The 16,903-nt window shown below is 63.4% G+C and carries 12 protein-coding genes, 1 tRNA gene and 1 pseudogene; 3 read left to right on the top strand and 11 right to left on the bottom strand.

The features are described 5' to 3' along the window. Positions 1–35: 35 nt before the first annotated feature. The 5 genes from lon to HAP41_RS22635 form a co-directional block, all read right to left on the bottom strand. Entirely contained in the window at positions 36–2,459 is a 2,424-nt protein-coding gene (lon, locus tag HAP41_RS22655; RefSeq protein ID WP_063982959.1) for an endopeptidase La, read from the bottom strand. A gap of 324 nt (positions 2,460–2,783) precedes the next feature. Beyond that, positions 2,784–4,055, bottom strand: coding sequence for an ATP-dependent Clp protease ATP-binding subunit ClpX (gene clpX, locus HAP41_RS22650; RefSeq protein ID WP_014494834.1), 1,272 nt, complete (start codon positions 4,053–4,055; stop codon positions 2,784–2,786). A 461-nt stretch (positions 4,056–4,516) separates the two neighbouring features. Continuing rightward, entirely contained in the window at positions 4,517–5,149 is a 633-nt protein-coding gene (locus tag HAP41_RS22645) for an ATP-dependent Clp protease proteolytic subunit (protein WP_063982958.1), read from the bottom strand. A gap of 401 nt (positions 5,150–5,550) precedes the next feature. Then, positions 5,551–6,912 carry a trigger factor gene (gene tig / locus HAP41_RS22640; RefSeq protein WP_166097009.1) on the bottom strand — a complete coding sequence of 454 codons (1,362 nt, stop codon included), beginning with the start codon at positions 6,910–6,912 and terminating at the stop codon, positions 5,551–5,553. Positions 6,913–7,086: 174 nt separating this feature from the next. Further along, positions 7,087–7,171, bottom strand: a tRNA-Leu gene (locus HAP41_RS22635). Positions 7,172–7,325: 154 nt separating this feature from the next. On the opposite strand from HAP41_RS22635, the gene HAP41_RS22630 reads away from it, so the two are divergent. Then, on the top strand, positions 7,326–8,642 hold the full coding sequence (locus tag HAP41_RS22630; RefSeq protein ID WP_166097010.1) for a multicopper oxidase family protein: 1,317 nt from the start codon (positions 7,326–7,328) through the stop codon (positions 8,640–8,642). Between the two features lie 4 nt (positions 8,643–8,646). On the opposite strand, the pseudogene HAP41_RS22625 reads toward HAP41_RS22630, so the two are convergent. Continuing rightward, positions 8,647–9,083, bottom strand: a pseudogene (locus HAP41_RS22625) (GNAT family N-acetyltransferase). Continuing rightward, positions 9,083–10,582 (bottom strand): NAD(P)H-hydrate dehydratase, encoded by a 1,500-nt coding sequence (locus HAP41_RS22620; RefSeq protein WP_166097011.1) that lies wholly within the window; start codon positions 10,580–10,582, stop codon positions 9,083–9,085. Before HAP41_RS22620 ends, HAP41_RS22625 begins: the two are co-directional and overlap by 1 nt. A gap of 383 nt (positions 10,583–10,965) precedes the next feature. Here HAP41_RS22620 and HAP41_RS22615 point away from each other — a divergent pair, with 383 nt between their 5' ends. Further along, on the top strand, positions 10,966–11,304 hold the full coding sequence (locus tag HAP41_RS22615; RefSeq protein WP_007603495.1) for a P-II family nitrogen regulator: 339 nt from the start codon (positions 10,966–10,968) through the stop codon (positions 11,302–11,304). 152 nt (positions 11,305–11,456) lie between these two features. After that, a complete protein-coding gene (gene glnA / locus HAP41_RS22610) occupies positions 11,457–12,866 on the top strand; it encodes a type I glutamate--ammonia ligase (protein WP_063982953.1) in 1,410 nt (469 codons plus the stop codon). 112 nt (positions 12,867–12,978) lie between these two features. Here the strand turns inward: glnA and HAP41_RS22605 are convergent, their stop codons facing one another. The 4 genes from HAP41_RS22605 to HAP41_RS22590 form a co-directional block, all read right to left on the bottom strand. Then, a complete protein-coding gene (locus HAP41_RS22605) occupies positions 12,979–14,115 on the bottom strand; it encodes an asparaginase (RefSeq protein ID WP_166097012.1) in 1,137 nt (378 codons plus the stop codon). A gap of 81 nt (positions 14,116–14,196) precedes the next feature. Further along, a complete protein-coding gene (locus tag HAP41_RS22600) occupies positions 14,197–14,958 on the bottom strand; it encodes a slipin family protein (protein WP_063982951.1) in 762 nt (253 codons plus the stop codon). Continuing rightward, positions 14,955–16,358 (bottom strand): NfeD family protein, encoded by a 1,404-nt coding sequence (locus tag HAP41_RS22595; protein ID WP_166097013.1) that lies wholly within the window; start codon positions 16,356–16,358, stop codon positions 14,955–14,957. Before HAP41_RS22595 ends, HAP41_RS22600 begins: the two co-directional genes overlap by 4 nt. Before the next feature lie 172 nt (positions 16,359–16,530). Then, on the bottom strand, positions 16,531–16,788 hold the full coding sequence (locus tag HAP41_RS22590; protein WP_071913326.1) for a tautomerase family protein: 258 nt from the start codon (positions 16,786–16,788) through the stop codon (positions 16,531–16,533). Between the last annotated feature and the right edge of the window lie 115 nt (positions 16,789–16,903).

Here is a 16,903-nt window from a genome sequence, read left to right as displayed (position 1 = left end):
CCCGAAGGCGCCGTTTTATCATCTTTCGCTGAACCTTAGTGAGCGGTCAATCCGCCGGCGGCCTCGTCCCCGTCCGGCTTCACCGTCACCTTGGTGTCCTCTTCCCAGACGATCGGCACCGGCTTCTTCACCAGCGCCTTGGCGACGACGTCGTCCAGTCGCGACACCGGGATGATCTCCATGCCGCCCTTGATCGCATCGGAAATCTCCGTGAGATCCTTGGCGTTGTCCTCGGGGATCAGCACCATCTTGATGCCGCCGCGGGCAGCGGCCAGCAGCTTCTCCTTCAGGCCGCCGATCGGCAGCACACGGCCGCGCAGCGTGATCTCGCCGGTCATCGCGACATCGTGGCGGACCGGAATGCCGGTCATGACCGAGATGATCGCGGTGGCCATTGCCACGCCCGCCGACGGACCGTCCTTCGGCGTCGCGCCTTCCGGCACGTGCACGTGGATGTCGCGCCGGTCGAACAGCGGCGGCTCGATGCCGTAGACGATCGCACGCGAGCGCACGTAGGACGCCGCCGCCGAGATCGATTCCTTCATCACGTCGCGCAGATTGCCCGTGACCGTCATCTTGCCCTTGCCGGGCATCATGACACCTTCGATGGTCAAGAGCTCACCGCCGACATCGGTCCATGCAAGGCCCGTGACGATGCCAACCTGCGGCTCGCTCTCGATCTCGCCGTAGCGGTACTTCGGCACGCCCAGAAGCTCTTCCAGAGTCTTCTCGGTGACCTTGACCGACTTCTTCTTGGAGATCATCAGCTCCTTCACCGCCTTGCGGGCGAGTGTGGAGAGCTCACGCTCCAGATTACGCACGCCCGCTTCGCGGGTGTAACGGCGGATCAACAGCAGCAGCGCGTCGTCGTCGATCGAGAACTCCTTGGAGTCCAGGCCGTGCTTGGACACCGCGTTCGGGATCAGATGCTTGCGCGCGATCTCGACCTTCTCGTTCTCGGTGTAGCCCGCGATCCGGATGATCTCCATGCGGTCCATCAGCGGTCCCGGAATATTGAGCGTATTCGCGGTCGTGATGAACATCACGTTGGACAGATCGTAGTCGACCTCGAGGTAGTGGTCGTTGAAGGTCCCGTTCTGCTCGGGGTCCAGGACCTCGAGCAGCGCCGAAGACGGATCGCCGCGGAAATCGGCGCCCATCTTGTCGATCTCGTCGAGCAGGAACAGCGGATTGGACGACTTCGCCTTCCGCATCGACTGGATGATCTTGCCGGGCATCGAACCGATATAGGTGCGGCGGTGACCGCGGATCTCGGCCTCGTCGCGCACGCCGCCGAGCGAGACGCGCACGAACTCACGTCCGGTCGCCTTCGCGATCGACTTGCCGAGCGAGGTCTTGCCGACGCCGGGCGGTCCGACGAGGCACAGGATCGGGCCCGTCAGCTTGTTGGCGCGCGACTGCACCGCGAGATACTCGACGATACGGTCCTTGACCTTCTCCAGCCCGTAGTGATCGGCATCCAGAACCGCCTGCGCCGATTCCAGATCCTTCTTCACCTTGGACTTCTTGTTCCACGGGATCGACAGCAGCCAATCCAGATAGTTGCGCACGACGGTCGCTTCCGCGGACATCGGCGACATCTGGCGCAGCTTCTTCAATTCATGCTGCGCCTTCTCGCGAGCTTCCTTGGAGAGCTTGGTCTTGGAGATCTTCTCTTCGAGATCGGCGAGCTCGTCGCGACCGTCGTCGTCGCCGAGCTCCTTCTGGATCGCCTTCATCTGCTCGTTGAGATAATACTCGCGCTGGGTCTTCTCCATCTGGCGCTTGACGCGCGAGCGGATGCGCTTCTCGACCTGCAGCACCGAGATCTCGCTCTCCATCAGGCCCAGCACCTTCTCGAGGCGCGTGGTGACCGACAGCGTCTCCAGGATTTGCTGGCGATCCGCAATCTTGACGGCGAGATGCGAGGCAACGGTGTCGGCGAGCTTGGCGAAATCGGTGATCGCCTGCACGACCCCGACGACCTCGGCCGAGATCTTCTTGTTGAGCTTCACATAGCTCTCGAAGTCGGACACGACCGAGCGCGACAGTGCCTCCGCCTCGACCGACTTCGCATCGGTGTCGGCGAGCGCAATCGCGGTCGCTTCGTAGTACTCGCTGCGATCGGTGTATTTCTGCACGCGCGCACGCTCGAGCCCTTCGACCAGCACCTTCACGGTGCCGTCGGGAAGCTTCAAGAGTTGAAGCACGCTGGCGAGCGTACCGGTCTCGTAAATGGCGTCGGGCGCCGGATCATCGTCGGACGCGTTTTTCTGCGTCGCGAGCATGATCAGCGCGTCGTTCTTCATCACCTCTTCGAGCGCGCGGATCGACTTCTCGCGACCGACGAAGAGCGGAACGATCATGTGCGGGAAGACGACGATGTCGCGCAGCGGCAGCACGGGATAGGCGTGCGTTTCGCCATGGACGATGGTTGGCCGGGGTTTTGGATTAGTCATGGCCTTTTCCTTTTGCTTTGCCCCCTTGCACGCAGCCCGCCATGCTCATGCGCAACCGCCACAAGGTGCCGAGGTGATCCACAAAACCGGCCTACCATTCTAAGGTTGGACCGGGCTTGCCGGATCGGAACTGAGGCGAATCTTGAAGAGAATTTTCGCTCGCCGTCGACATTAGGTGGCTATCGACCGGGGGGGTGTCAAGTCATTGAAAGACGCGCGCCATCAGGCGCTTACGCACGCGTATAAGCGACGCAACATCGGCTGCGGAGAACCATTCCGCAGCCGCTACTATCAAAGACGATTGGAGCGTCCCAGCGCCGCAAATCAGGCGCTGGCGTTCTCGACGGCGCGATCGGACCGATCGGCGTAGATGTAGAGCGGACGGGCCGTACCTTCCACGACTTCGCGCGAAATCACGACTTCTTCCACACCTTCCAGGCCCGGCAGGTCGAACATGGTCTCGAGCAGGATCGCCTCGAGGATCGAACGCAGACCACGCGCGCCGGTCTTGCGCTCGATCGCCTTGCGGGCGACCGCGCCAAGCGCCTCGTCGGCGAAGGTCAGCTCGATGTTCTCCATCTCGAACAGCCGCTGGTACTGTTTCACCAGCGCGTTCTTCGGCTCGGTGAGGATCTTCTTCAGCGAAGTCTCGTCCAGATCCTCGAGCGTCGCCACGACCGGCAGACGGCCGACGAATTCGGGGATGAGACCGTACTTCAGGAGGTCCTCAGGCTCGACGTGGCGGAAGATCTCGCCGGTACGGCGATCCTCCGGCGCGAGCACCTGGGCGGCGAAGCCGATCGAGGTCGACCGCCCGCGCGCCGAGATGATCTTCTCGAGGCCGGCGAACGCACCGCCGCAGATGAACAGGATGTTGGTGGTATCCACCTGCAGGAACTCCTGCTGCGGATGCTTGCGGCCGCCCTGCGGCGGGACCGAAGCCACCGTGCCTTCCATGATCTTCAGCAGCGCCTGCTGCACGCCCTCACCCGACACGTCGCGCGTGATCGAGGGATTGTCGGACTTGCGGCTGATCTTGTCGATTTCGTCGATGTAGACGATGCCGCGCTGGGCGCGCTCGACATTGTAGTCGGCGGCCTGGAGCAGCTTCAGGATGATGTTCTCGACGTCCTCGCCGACATAGCCGGCTTCGGTCAGCGTCGTGGCATCGGCCATCGTGAACGGCACGTCCAGGATGCGGGCGAGCGTCTGCGCGAGCAGCGTCTTGCCCGAACCGGTCGGACCGATCAGCAGGATGTTCGACTTCGCGAGCTCGACGTCGTTGTGCTTGGTCTGGTGGTTGAGGCGCTTGTAGTGATTGTGCACCGCGACCGACAGGACCTTCTTCGCATGGCTCTGGCCGATGACGTAATCGTCCAGGACCTTGCAGATTTCCTTCGGCGTCGGAATGCCGTCGCGCGACTTCACGAGCGAGGATTTGTTCTCCTCGCGGATGATGTCCATGCAGAGCTCAACGCACTCGTCGCAGATGAAGACCGTGGGACCCGCGATCAGTTTGCGGACTTCGTGCTGGCTCTTGCCGCAGAACGAGCAATACAGTGTGTTCTTGGAGTCGCTCGTGCCGACCTTACTCATTCATGTCTCCGTCCGCGGTTCGATCCCGCTCCGCTCGATCGCTCCATTCCGGCACGCATGCCGTATGAAGTTCAAATAGAGCAAATTCCGTACCAAAAAAGACCCTACGCGTTACATCCCGTGCGAATCACGGTCACTCGATTCTCCGCGAGAATAGCCGATCAATCGTAGCCAACCATGCTGTCACCCGACTATCAAGAATTCGCTAATCGAGGGGGCGCTGGCTACCCGTGACAATACCGTTATTTCACGTCTTGGCACGGACGAAGTGATCGAAATCGCCCCGGAGTTGCTGGATTGCCACGAAAAACAAGCACGAAAGCGGAACTTTCTGCCTGTCGCGGGGCGCAAGACTGTTTTTTGCGCCGCCGCGTAGTGCGCTGTTAACGTGAACGTCGCCCTGACGATCCCGGGAAATCCCCATAGGTATTCCAGGGATCGATGTTGCAGCCCCGTTCGCGTTACTGCGGTTTCGCCGCCGGCTCTTCGGCGCGCTTGTCGATGACCCTGTCGACCAGGCCGAACTCCTTGGCGTCGTTCGCGGTGAGGAACTTGTCGCGTTCCAGCGCGTCCTCGATCGTCTTGTAGGTCTGACCGGTGTGCTTCACGTAGATCTCGTTGAGCCGCTTCTTCAGGTTCAGGATTTCCTGCGCGTGCAGCATGATGTCGGTGGCCTGGCCCTGGAAGCCGCCGGAGGGCTGATGCACCATGATGCGCGCGTTCGGCAGCGAGAAGCGCATGTCCTTCTCGCCAGCGCAGAGCAGCAGCGAGCCCATCGAGGCGGCCTGGCCCGTGCACAGCGTCGAGACCGGCGGGCGGATGAACTGCATGGTGTCGTAGATCGCGAGGCCCGACGTCACCACGCCGCCCGGCGAGTTGATGTACATCGAGATTTCCTTCTTCGGATTTTCCGCTTCAAGGAACAGGAGCTGCGCGACCACCAGCGTCGACATGCCGTCCTCGACCGGCCCGGTCAGGAAAATGATGCGCTCTTTCAACAGGCGCGAGAAGATGTCGTAGGCGCGCTCGCCACGGTTGGTCTGCTCGACCACCATGGGCACGAGGTTCATGTAGGTTTCAACCGGATCGCGCATGAGTCACCTAGGGTTTTAGGAGGCGGACATTGCCAGTCTTGGCTGCCAGTTTAGCTGGATTTGCCGGAAGGCCGATGGACGCCAGTGATGCAGGAAGTGGGTAGAGGTAGAACGCTTGGTATAAGACTTGGGTACAGGGCGTACCGACAGATATAGCCCAATTCGCGCCAGACAAGTGCGGAGCGAATTAAGGCTTAATCCACGGGGCACTTGAAGCTGATTCTCGCAAACAGGCCCAGCCAGCCAGTTGGCTAGCCGGGCCCCTTTGCTGATCATCCTTAATGGAAGGCTTTCCTAGAGCCCCGTTCCGATGGAATCGGAACGGGGCTCTAGATTCTAAGTTTGACGCGTTTTCTTTACGCGAACCGGTATCCACTTCGCTCGAAAACGCTCTAGAGCCTTCAGGCTGCGGTCTTTTCCGCGTCCTCGTCCTTGTACAGGTCCTCGCGCGAGACCTTCTTCTCGGTCACGTTGGCGAGCTCGAGGATGAAGTCGACGACCTTGTCCTCGTAGATCGGTGCACGAAGCTGGGCCAGCGCCTGGGCGTTGCTGCGGTAATAGTCCCAGACTTCCTTCTCGCGGCCCGGCATCGAGCGAGCGCGCTCGATCACGGCGCGGCCGACCTCGTCGTCGGTCACGGTGATCTTGTTCTTCTCGCCGATCTCGGACAGCACGAGGCCGAGCCGGACGCGGCGGTCGGCGATCTTGCGGTACTCGTCCTTGGCCTTGTCTTCGGTGGTATCCTCGTCCGCGAAGGTCTTGCCGGCCGAATCCATCTCGGCCTTGACCGAGTTCCACATCAGATTGAACTCCTCGTCGACGAGCGACGGCGGCGCTTCGAAGCGATGCGCCTCGTCGAGGCGGTCGAGCAGCGCACGCTTGACGCGCTGGCGCGTCGCGCCAGCGAACTCGGCAGCCAGACGCTCGCGCGCGGCTTCCTTCAGCTTGTCCAGCGATTCGAGGCCAAGCGTCTTGGCGAACTCGTCGTCGATCGCGACGTCCTGCGGCGCCTCGATCGAGGTCGCGGTGGTCTCGAACTCGGCCGGCTGGCCGGCGAGCTTGTCGTTCATGTAGTTCTTGGGGAACGACACTTTCAGCGTGCGCGTCTCGCCCGCGCCGATGCCGGTGAGCTGCTCCTCGAAGCCGGGGATGAAGGTATTGGAACCGATCGCGACCTGGATGCCCTCGCCGGTGCCGCCCTCGAAGACTTCGCCGTTGATGGTGCCCTTGAAGTTGATGGTGACGCGGTCGCCCGACTCGGCCTTGGCGCCCTCGGCCTTGGCCGCATAGCCGCGGTTGCTGTCGGCGATGCGCTTGATGGCTTCGTCGACATCGGTGTCGGACACGTCAGCGACAGGCTTCTCGACCTGGAAGCTCTTGAAATCGGCGAGCGCAATCGCGGGCACCACTTCGATCGCGACCGTGTAGGTCAGATCGGTTTTGCCGTTGAGCAGCTCCTCGACCTCGGCCTGCTCGGTCGGCATGGTGATCTTCGGCTCGGTCGCGAGGCGGAAACCGCGGTCGGAGAACAGCTGCGTGTTGGTGTCGCGGATGGTCTGGTCGATGGTCTCGGCCATCACCGAACGGCCATAGACCTTCTTCAGGTGAGCGACCGGCACCTTGCCGGGGCGGAAGCCGTTGATGCGGACCTTGTCCTTGAGATCGACGAGTTTGGCACCAGCCTTGGCGTCGAGATCAGACGCCGGAACGCTGATCTTGAACTCGTGCTTCAAACCTTCCGAGAGGGTTTCTGTGGCCTGCATGGCGTCCAATCTTCTTCTCGCTCGGCCCCGGCACGCATGCGTCGGGACGCTGTCATTAATCGAACCGGCGCGAGGCAAGACGCCTCAACGCCGGTGGTTCATCGGACCACTTCCGCCGGAAACACTCCGTGAGGAAGCAGCCCTTCGGTAATCCGTGCAAACGCTGAAAGCGCTTGGTGCGGGCGGAGGGACTCGAACCCCCACAACTTTCGTCACTGGAACCTAAATCCAGCGCGTCTACCAGTTCCGCCACGCCCGCGTGAATTTGCATCAAGACCGGCCGCGATGCCGCGGGCGGCCGGGCTTATAGCATGTGCCTGACTGTTCGCAGCAAAAAAATGGCCCGATAGAGACAGGCTTTAAGTAGGCGCGACGGCTGGACTTATCCAGCGCTTCATGGTCCGCATCGAGCCATGAAAACGCGGATCTCTGACCCGACCCGGCGTGAGGTTTTGGCCGGACTTGGAGCTGGACTTGCAGCCCCCGCAGCCGGGTTGATCGCCGGCGGCGCGGCCCCCGCTGTCACCGCCCAGCTCGCCCTGCAGGCAAGGCCGGCAACCCTGGCGCTCAGGCCGGGTCAGCCGGCTACACCGATCTGGGAGCTGGCCGCCGTAAGCCATATCGGGAACGTCCGTCTCAAGCGAGGCGACCGCTGCGAGGTGGTCTTCCGGAACGACCTGCCTGTCCCGCTTGCGCCAGTCTGGTACGGCCTGAATGGCCCGGCCGGGGCCGACCCGTTGCGAGGGCGTACGCCGACTGCGCCGGATGTGACTGAAACCTCAATTGTTTCAATACCAAATGCAGGAACTCTGGCAGCCGACTTCCGCCTCTTCGAAGACGGTCTGAAGCTGCCCGCGCGTCCGCTTCCGATCATCGCCGGCGAGACAAATCGCGTCGCCGTCGACCGCGACGAGGTCCTGTTGATCGAGGAATGGCGTCTGCGGCCGGATGGGACCGCGCTTCCGCCCGGCCGCGCACCTGAGGGCACGACACCGCTCTTTACCCTCAATGGACGGACTTCATTCGAACTCTCAGCCACGGCCGGCGAGCGGCTGCGGCTGCGCTTTATCAACGGCTCGCAACGTTCTGTTCTGGCGATCAAATTGGAGGGCCACGAGGTCCAGGTGATGGCCCTGGACGGACAGCCGGCCGAGCCATTCCCGGCGCGCAACGGCGCCCTGGTGCTCGCCCCCGGCGCACGCGCAGACGCCTTCGTGGATGCGGCCACATCGGCCCCATTCCTGTTACATGACGGCAAGGAGGCGCGTCAGGTCGGGAGCCTTACGATATCAGGCAAGCTCGAGCGGCGCGCGCCGCTGTTGCCGCCACAGCCGCTCCCCCTGAACGACCTCCCCGAGAAGCTCGACCTCAAAGGCGCCCTGCGGTTCGATGTCGCGCTCGGCGCGCCCGACGCCGGCTGGGCACGGCCTGCAAGCTTCTCCGTCTCCTCCAATCCCGTCTTCCGCGCCAGGGCCGGCCGCACCGTCGTGCTGGCCCTCAAGAACCCCGGACCGGCCACGACCGTGTTTCACCTGCACGGCCATCATTTCCGCCTGCTCGACAAGCTCGACGACGGCTGGAAGCCCTACTGGCTCGACACGCTCGCAATCGAGCCCGGCCAAACCCAGCGCGTCGCGTTCGCGGCGACCTCACCCGGACCCTGGCTGATCGAATCCGTCGTGACCGACTGGGCCGCGCCACGGCTGGTGCGCTGGTATGGGGTGGAGTGAGCGACTACCGCCGCGTCCAGAGGTAGCGAGCGTCAGGCTCCCGCTCCTCGTTCCGCGCCCCGTCGGTTTGTTCAACCAGTGCGAACCCGCGCGTCTCATAGAAGCGCCGCGCCGGCGCGTTGCGCTGGAAGGTCCAGAGCTCCAGCCGGTCGCTGGCCCGCTTGGCGACATCAAGGAGTTCTGTGCCGACGCCGCGCCCCCGTGCGACGGGCAGTACATAGAGCTGCTCAACCAACCTTCGTGGAAGGCGATGATCCCGCTCAGGACGTCATCATCGAACCGCCCCCACACACGGCACGTCGTGAATACGCGCTCGCGGTAGAACCAGCGGTCCTCATCGGGCGTGTGCAGCCCAACGAGCCACGGCATCGCCTGGTCGAACGCAATCCGATGGACCTGCGCGGCCGCGCCCATATCGGTGAGTGCGAGCTGCCTGAGCACTAGTACTCCACCCCAAGCGCATTATAGATCCGCCGGTGCACGGCCGGCAGCGTCTCGGTCAGATCCTCCGCGATCAGGCCCGGGCCCGCCTCGCTTCCCGCCTCGCCATGCATCCAGACGCCGATGCTGGCGGCTTCGAAGGCCGGCACGCCTTGCGCCAGAAGTCCTGCGATGATGCCGGCGAGCACGTCGCCGGCGCCGGCGGTGGCGAGCCAGGGCGGCGCGTTGGCGGCGATGGTGGCGCGCCCGTCGGGCGCGGCGATGGTGGTATCCGGCCCCTTCAGCAGCACGACCGCACCACAGCGCTCGGCGGCGGCGCGGACTCGCTCCAGCTTCGAGCGGCCCGGATGTTTGTTGCTGAGGTCGGAGAACAGGCGCGGAAATTCACCCTCGTGCGGCGTCAGCACCACTGCACTGTCCTCAGAGGACTTGATCGATTCAAACAGCCGCTCGGGGTTTGCGGCAAAGCTCGTCAGCGCATCCGCGTCCAGCACCAGATGCCGCTGCGCGTGAAGCGCCGTGTGGACCAGATCGCAGGTGCGATCGCCAACGCCCGCGCCGGGGCCGATCAGGCAGGTATTGTAGCGTTTGTCGCCGAGCAACGCGCCGAACTCGATCGCAGTGTCGCAGGCGCGAACCATCACTGCAGTCAGCGCGCTGGCATTGATCGCGAGCGCATCGCGCGGCGTTGCCAATGTCACAAGGCCCGCTCCGGCCCGCAAAGCGCCACGGGCGGCGAGCCGCGCCGCGCCGGTCGCGGCGGCATCGCCCGAGACCGCCAGCACGTGGCCCCGTGCGTATTTATGGCCGTCGATGCGCGGCACCGGAAAGGCGGTGCCCCAGAAATCCGGATCGTTCTCGAAGGTCCGCGGCGCGATCTCGTCCAGCACCTGTGCGTCGATGCCGATGTCGGCGACGCGCACGTGGCCGCAATGCATCCGGCCGGGCAGCAGCAAATGCGCCGGCTTCTTGCGGAAGAAGGTGACGGTCTCGGTGGCGTTCACCGCCGCACCCATCACAGCTGCGCTGGTGCCGTTGATGCCGCTCGGCAGGTCGACCGCGAGCACCGGGGCGCCGTTGGCGTTGATCGCTTCGATCATCGCATGCGCCTCGCCGTCGACCGGGCGACTGAGGCCCGCGCCGAACAGCGCATCGATGATCAGCGCGGGCTTGCCGATCGCCTGCGGATTGAACGGCAGCACCGGGTGCTTCCAGCCGCGCGCCGCGGAGGCCGCGTCACCCTGGAGCTGGTCGCGCTCGCACATCAGGATCACCGAGACGTCGCGCCCTTGCGCGGCGAGCTCAGCGGCTGCGACAAAACCGTCGCCGCCATTGTTGCCGGGACCGGCCACGATCAGGATCGGCCCCTCCTCCACCAGCGCGTTGGCGGCCTCCGCGACCGCCTGCCCCGCGCTGAGCATCAGCTTGAAGCCGGGCGTGCCTGCCGCAATACTGAGCTGGTCGGCACGCTGCATTTCAGCGTTGGTCAGAACTTCCATGCCACTTCCCTGGTCCAAACGCCTTTTCAACAGGCACGTTCCGTACAGGCCCACCCGGCAGAACAACGATTTGCACAGATATTGAACCGATTGCCTATTTCGTAGTCTGCGGTATTTTGAGCCAGTCGGCTCCACCTATCAGAGATGCGCGTTAAAAGGCTGATAACGCTCCAATAATCAGGGCATTTGCAACTTGGCATAGACCCTGCTTTCGAGGAAGCCGCTTCGGTTCGTCGTGCTCACTGGCAATCTATCAGGGTGTGGCCGGCCGTTGTTGCCGGGCTGGTCAGGCATCCCGGCATAGCGAAGACAAGATCGTGCGTTAAGAAAAGCGCATCCTGACGAAGACGTTGCTATTTGATCGAAAGGCCGGGAGGCGCGCAGTGAAGAAAATCGAAGCCATCATCAAGCCATTCAAGCTCGACGAGGTGAAGGAAGCGCTTCAGGAAGTCGGCCTGCAAGGCATCACCGTGACCGAGGCCAAGGGCTTTGGCCGGCAGAAGGGCCACGCCGAGCTTTACCGCGGCGCAGAATACATCGTCGATTTCCTCCCCAAGGTGAAGATCGAGATCGTGATCGGCGACGATCTGGTCGAGCGCGCCATCGACGCGATCCGCCGCGCCGCGCAGACCGGGCGCATCGGCGACGGCAAGATTTTCGTCTCCAATATCGAAGAGGCGATCCGCATCCGGACCGGCGAATCCGGGCTGGACGCTATCTGAGCCGGGTGCTATCCCGCATTTTGCGACACTCCGACAAGAAAAAGGCTGCTTCGGCGGCCTGATTTTGTTTGTGCGCTCGCGCGCGAACTCGCCAAAAGCGAGAACAATCTTGCTCACCTGGAAACCGACCCGCAGAGCCAAAAGGGGTATGCATGAAGACCGCCAAAGACGTCCTGAAATCGATCAAGGACAACGACGTCAAATACGTCGACCTGCGCTTCACCGATCCGCGCGGCAAGTGGCAGCACGTGACGTTCGACATCAGCATGATCGATGAGGACATTTTCGCCGAAGGGACGATGTTCGACGGCTCCTCGATCGCCGGCTGGAAGGCGATCAACGAGTCCGACATGTGCCTGATGCCGGATCCGGTGACCGCGACGATCGACCCGTTCTTCGCCGAGACCACCATGGTCATCACCTGCGACGTGCTCGAGCCGACCACCGGCGAGCCCTACAACCGCGACCCCCGCGGCATCGCCAAGAAGGCCGAGGCCATGGTGAAGTCGATGGGCGTGGGCGACAGCGTGTTCGTCGGCCCCGAAGCCGAGTTCTTCGTGTTCGACGACGTGCGCTTCTCCGCCAACCCCTACAACACCGGCTTCCGTCTCGACTCCTCGGAGCTGCCGACCAACTCCGACACCGAATATGAAGGCGGCAATCTCGGCCACCGCGTCCGCACCAAGGGCGGCTACTTCCCGGTGCCGCCGCAGGACTCCGTGCAGGACATGCGCTCCGAAATGCTCGGCGCCATGGCCAAGATGGGCGTCAAGGTCGAGAAGCATCACCACGAAGTCGCGTCCGCCCAGCACGAGCTCGGCATGAAGTTCGACACGCTGACGCTGATGGCCGACCACATGCAGATCTACAAGTACTGCATCCACCAGGTCGCGCACATCTACGGCAAGACCGCCACCTTCATGCCGAAGCCGGTCTATGGCGACAACGGCTCGGGCATGCACGTGCACCAGTCGATCTGGAAGGACGGCAAGCCGGTGTTCGCCGGCAACAAGTATGCTGACCTGTCGGAGACCTGCCTTCACTACATCGGCGGCATCATCAAGCACGCCAAGGCGATCAACGCCTTCACCAACCCGTCGACCAACTCCTACAAGCGCCTGGTCCCGGGCTATGAGGCCCCCGTGCTGCTCGCCTACTCCGCGCGCAACCGCTCGGCCTCCTGCCGCATCCCCTACACCGCTTCGCCGAAGGCCAAGCGTGTCGAGGTGCGCTTCCCCGATCCGCTCGCCAATCCCTATCTCGGCTTCGCCGCGATGCTGATGGCCGGCCTCGACGGCATCAAGAACAAGATCGATCCGGGTCCGGCGATGGACAAGGACCTCTACGACCTGCCGAAGGAAGAGCTGAAGCAGATCCCGACGGTGTGCGGCTCGCTCCGCGAGGCGCTCGAAAACCTCGACAAGGACCGCGGCTTCCTCAAGAACGGCGGCGTGTTCGACGACGACTTCATCGACAGCTACATCGAGCTGAAGATGACCGAGGTCGAGCGCTTCGAAATGACCCCGCACCCGGTCGAGTTCGACATGTACTATTCGGGCTGAGCGGCCCGGACTCTCTGCGACAAGCAAAAGGCGCTCCGCGAGGAGCGCCTTTTCGTTTCGGGAGCGTAGGCTGGGTTACGCTAACCCACCCCGCAGGATGCGACTTGCCCAATCACCACGTTGCAGTGAAGGCGCGCTGGAGCTCGGCCGGACCCGTCACGCCGCCCGCGATCAGCAATTGAGTGAGAACACGGGCCTTCTGCGGATTGAGGTCCTCGGACACGACGAACCCGTTCTTGTCGTCGTCAACCTCGACATTCCGGGTGACGAAGCCGGATCGAACCCGCGTCGAGCGGACGACGATGATGCCCTTCTTCGCCGCCGCTTCGAGCGCATCGAGGGCCTGCTTCGACGTATTGCCGTCGCCGACGCCGGCCAGCACGATGCCCTTGGCGCCGTGGGAAATGGCGTCCTCGATCGGAACGGCGTCCATGTTGGCATGCGAGTAGACGATCTCGACGCGCGGCAATTGCTCGCCTGCCGGGAGCGGATAGGTCGTGCGCTTGAAGCCGGCGGCCTGGGTCATGAAACGGATGCCGCCGGCGGTGTCGACATAGCCGATCGGGCCGTCATTGGGGGAGCTGAACGTCTCGATGCTCGTGGTGTTGGTCTTGGTGATCGAGCGGGCGCTTTGGATCTTGTCGTTCAGCACGGCCATCACGCCGCGGCCGCGAGAGCGCGGATCGGCCGCCACCTGCACCGCTTCGTACAGATTGCCGGGGCCGTCCGCACTCACCGCCGTGGCCGGACGCATCGAACCGACGATCACCACCGGCTTGTCGCTGCGCACGACATTGTCGAGAAAGAACGCGGTCTCCTCCAGCGTATCCGTGCCGTGGGTGATGAGGATTCCATCGGCTTCATTCTTGTCGAAGGCGTCCTGGATGCGGCGGGCCAGGGCAAACCAGACCTTGTCGTTCATGTCCTGGGATCCGATCGACGAAATCTGCTCGGCGTTCAGCTTTGCGAGCTTGTCCAGGCCCGGCACCGACTGCATCAACTGCTCGCCGGTGATCTGGCCTGATTTGTACGCGCCGGTCGCGCGCGCGTCGGCCTGGCCTGCGATGGTGCCTCCCGTCGCAAGCACGAGAATGCGCGGCAGGCTGGCCGCCGTCGCGTCCTTGCCCGGCTCTGCGGCCTGCGCCGCATCGATCCCCCACGACCAAAGTGCGAGGGCGACCAGCGGGACGGTGAGCATCAATGTCCGATTTCGGCGGCGGCTTGCTGGTCTGGCGGCGTGCTTCGTCATCGAATTTTCCTCCCGTTTAAGTTGGGAGCAATATTCGACACCTCCATTTGGGCCGAAGATGGGTCATCCTGCCGCTGATGGCTACGGGTTGTCGCGCCGCGGCACAAAATGGTCGAGCAGGCCCGTCGGCAGCGGAAAGACGATGGTCGACGACCGTTCGCCCGCGATGTCGTGCAGGGCCGCGAAATAACGTAGCTGCATCGCCTGAGGCTCCTGCGCGAGAATCCGGCCGGCTTCGACGAGCTTTTCGGCGGCCTGCTGCTCGCCCATCGCATTGATCACCTTGGCCCGCCGCAAGCGCTCCGCCTCGGCCTGTTTGGCAATCGCGCGCACCATGGTTTCATTGAGATCGACGTCCTTGATCTCGATGCCGGTGACCTTGATGCCCCAGACGTCGGTCTGCTTGTCGAGGATCTCCTGGATGTCCGCGTTCAACCTGTCGCGCTCGGCGAGCATCTCGTCGAGCTCGTGCTTGCCGAGCACCGAGCGCAAGGTGGTCTGGGCGAGCTGGCTGGTGGCGGCCATGTAGTCGCCGACCTTGATGATGGCCCGTTCGGGGTCGACGATGCGGAAGTACAGAACGGCGTTGACCTTGACGGAGACGTTGTCCCGCGAAATCACGTCCTGCGGCGGCACGACCTGCACCATCACCCGCAGATCCACCTTCACCAGTTGCTGCACGATCGGAATGAGGATGATGAGGCCCGGACCCTTCACGCCGGTAAAGCGGCCGAGCGTGAAGATGACGCCACGCTCGTATTCGCGCAGGATTCGAATAGCCTGGGACAGGAACATGATGACAAGCAACGCGAGCGCCGCATAGGTCAGATATTCCAGCATCATGACGTACCTCCCTCGCCTGTTGGTGCGCGCCGTATCAGCAGCGTCAGGTCGACGATGTTGGCGACTTCGACCGTCTCTCCGGGCTTGAACGTTTCGGCGCCGCGCGCCTGCCAGCGCTCACCATGGGCGAAGACATGACCTTCGTTTCCATTCCAGTCGAGAACCTCGGCGGGCAAGCCTCGCATGGCCTGCGCGCCGACCAGTGCAGGAGCCCTGCCGACGCGCCGAAGCGAACCGAGCACGACGAGCGCAAAGCCGGCGAACACTGCTGCGGTGATGCCGATCACCCACCACGACAGGTAGTAGCCCGGCGCCTCGCCCCTGAAAAGCATCAGCGCTCCCAGCACGAACGCGATGATCCCTCCGAGCCCGATTACCACGGTCGGGTTGAAGGCTTCGATGGTGAGAAGCACGAGTCCAACCAACATCAGGGCGAGGCCGGCATAATTGATCGGCAGCAGATTGAGCGCATAGAGGCCGATCAGCAGGCAGATCGCGCCGACGACTCCGGGGGCGACGGCTCCAGGAGACATGAACTCGAAGATCAAGCCGTAGATGCCGACCATCAGGAGAATGAACGCCACGTTCGGATCGGTGATGACCGCCAGGAAGCGGGATATCGCTCCGGGATCGATGGCTTCAACGACCGCATCCTTCGTCACCAGGCGTTGCGTCTTGCCGCCCGCAACCTCGACCACGCGACCATCGATCTGCCTCAGCAATTCAGCTTGATCGCGCGCGACGAGATCGATGGCATGAGCCTCCAGCGCGGCGTTCGCAGAGAGCGTGGCAGCCTCACGGACCGCCTTCTCCGCCCAGTCCACATTGCGGTTGCGCAGTTCCGCAAGGCTGCGGATGAAGGCAACCGCATCATTGGTCGCCTTTGCCGTCATGGCATCCTTGGGCTGATCCTTGGACTCGCTCTGCTGGTCACCGTCCTTCTTGTCCTTGCCGCCCTTGTCCGCCGGTCCGCTCGGAAGACCCGGCAGCGGCCCGCCGATCTGCACCGGCGTCGCGGCGCCAATATTGGTGCCCGGCGCCATCGCCGCGATGTGGGTTGCATAAAGGATATAGGTCCCCGCACTCGCCGCGTGGGCGCCGGAGGGAGCGACGTAACCGACGACAGGGATCGGCGAGGCCAGCACATCCGCGATGATCTCGCGCATGCTGGAATTGAGGCCGCCGGGCGTGTTCAGTCTCAGAAGCACGACCTCGGCACGCCGTTCGCTTGCCTTGGCCAAAGCCTCCTTGACGTAGCTGGCCGACGCAGGGCCGATGGCTCCGTCGATCGAAACGATCAATGCAAGACGGCCGTTCTCCTCCGCTGAGCTGGGAAGGAGGCAGCAGATCAAAGCCACGACGCCAATCGCCGCAACGAGGGCCGCCTTCATGGTCTGCACGGCAGGGCTCCCTTGCAGAACATATGGTGCGCATCTTGCGAACCTCAATGCGGCCGCGTGCAGGCCATGGTCGTGATTGTGCGATGCAATGGAAAAACGTCCCGCAGATCGATTGAGCACAGGGCGGTGGCGAACCATGCCTTGGGCTGGTCCGCCCGCGCACGCTGCGCTGCTACGGCCGTCGGACCCGCACGCCATCCGCGCCGATCGTGCCGAACATGCCGGCGATGATCTCAGGCGTCGGCTGCATGCCGCCGAGCGACCAGTGCGCCGGCTCCTGCTCCTCGATCCTGACCCAGACGTTGCGGCGGAAATCCGGGTTGCCCTGCCCTTCGACCTCGACCAGGAGATCGGTGACGCGCTCGAGCAGGGTCTTCTTTTGCCCGGCATCCAGGATGCCGCGGACGGTGGAAATGGTGACGTAAGGCATGTCTCTCTCCAATGATGTCGTGTGACGACGGCACGAGACTGGACCTGACAGCGCCGGCAAGGCAGTGGCGGATAAGACAGAGATCGGGCAATTTCCGCCACACAGCCCTGCGCCG

It is taken from the genome of Bradyrhizobium barranii subsp. apii (genome assembly GCF_011516635.5).
Taxonomy (GTDB): domain Bacteria; phylum Pseudomonadota; class Alphaproteobacteria; order Rhizobiales; family Xanthobacteraceae; genus Bradyrhizobium; species Bradyrhizobium barranii.
Note: the sequence above shows the minus strand (reverse complement) of the source record. Positions and strands in the feature narration are given on the sequence as shown.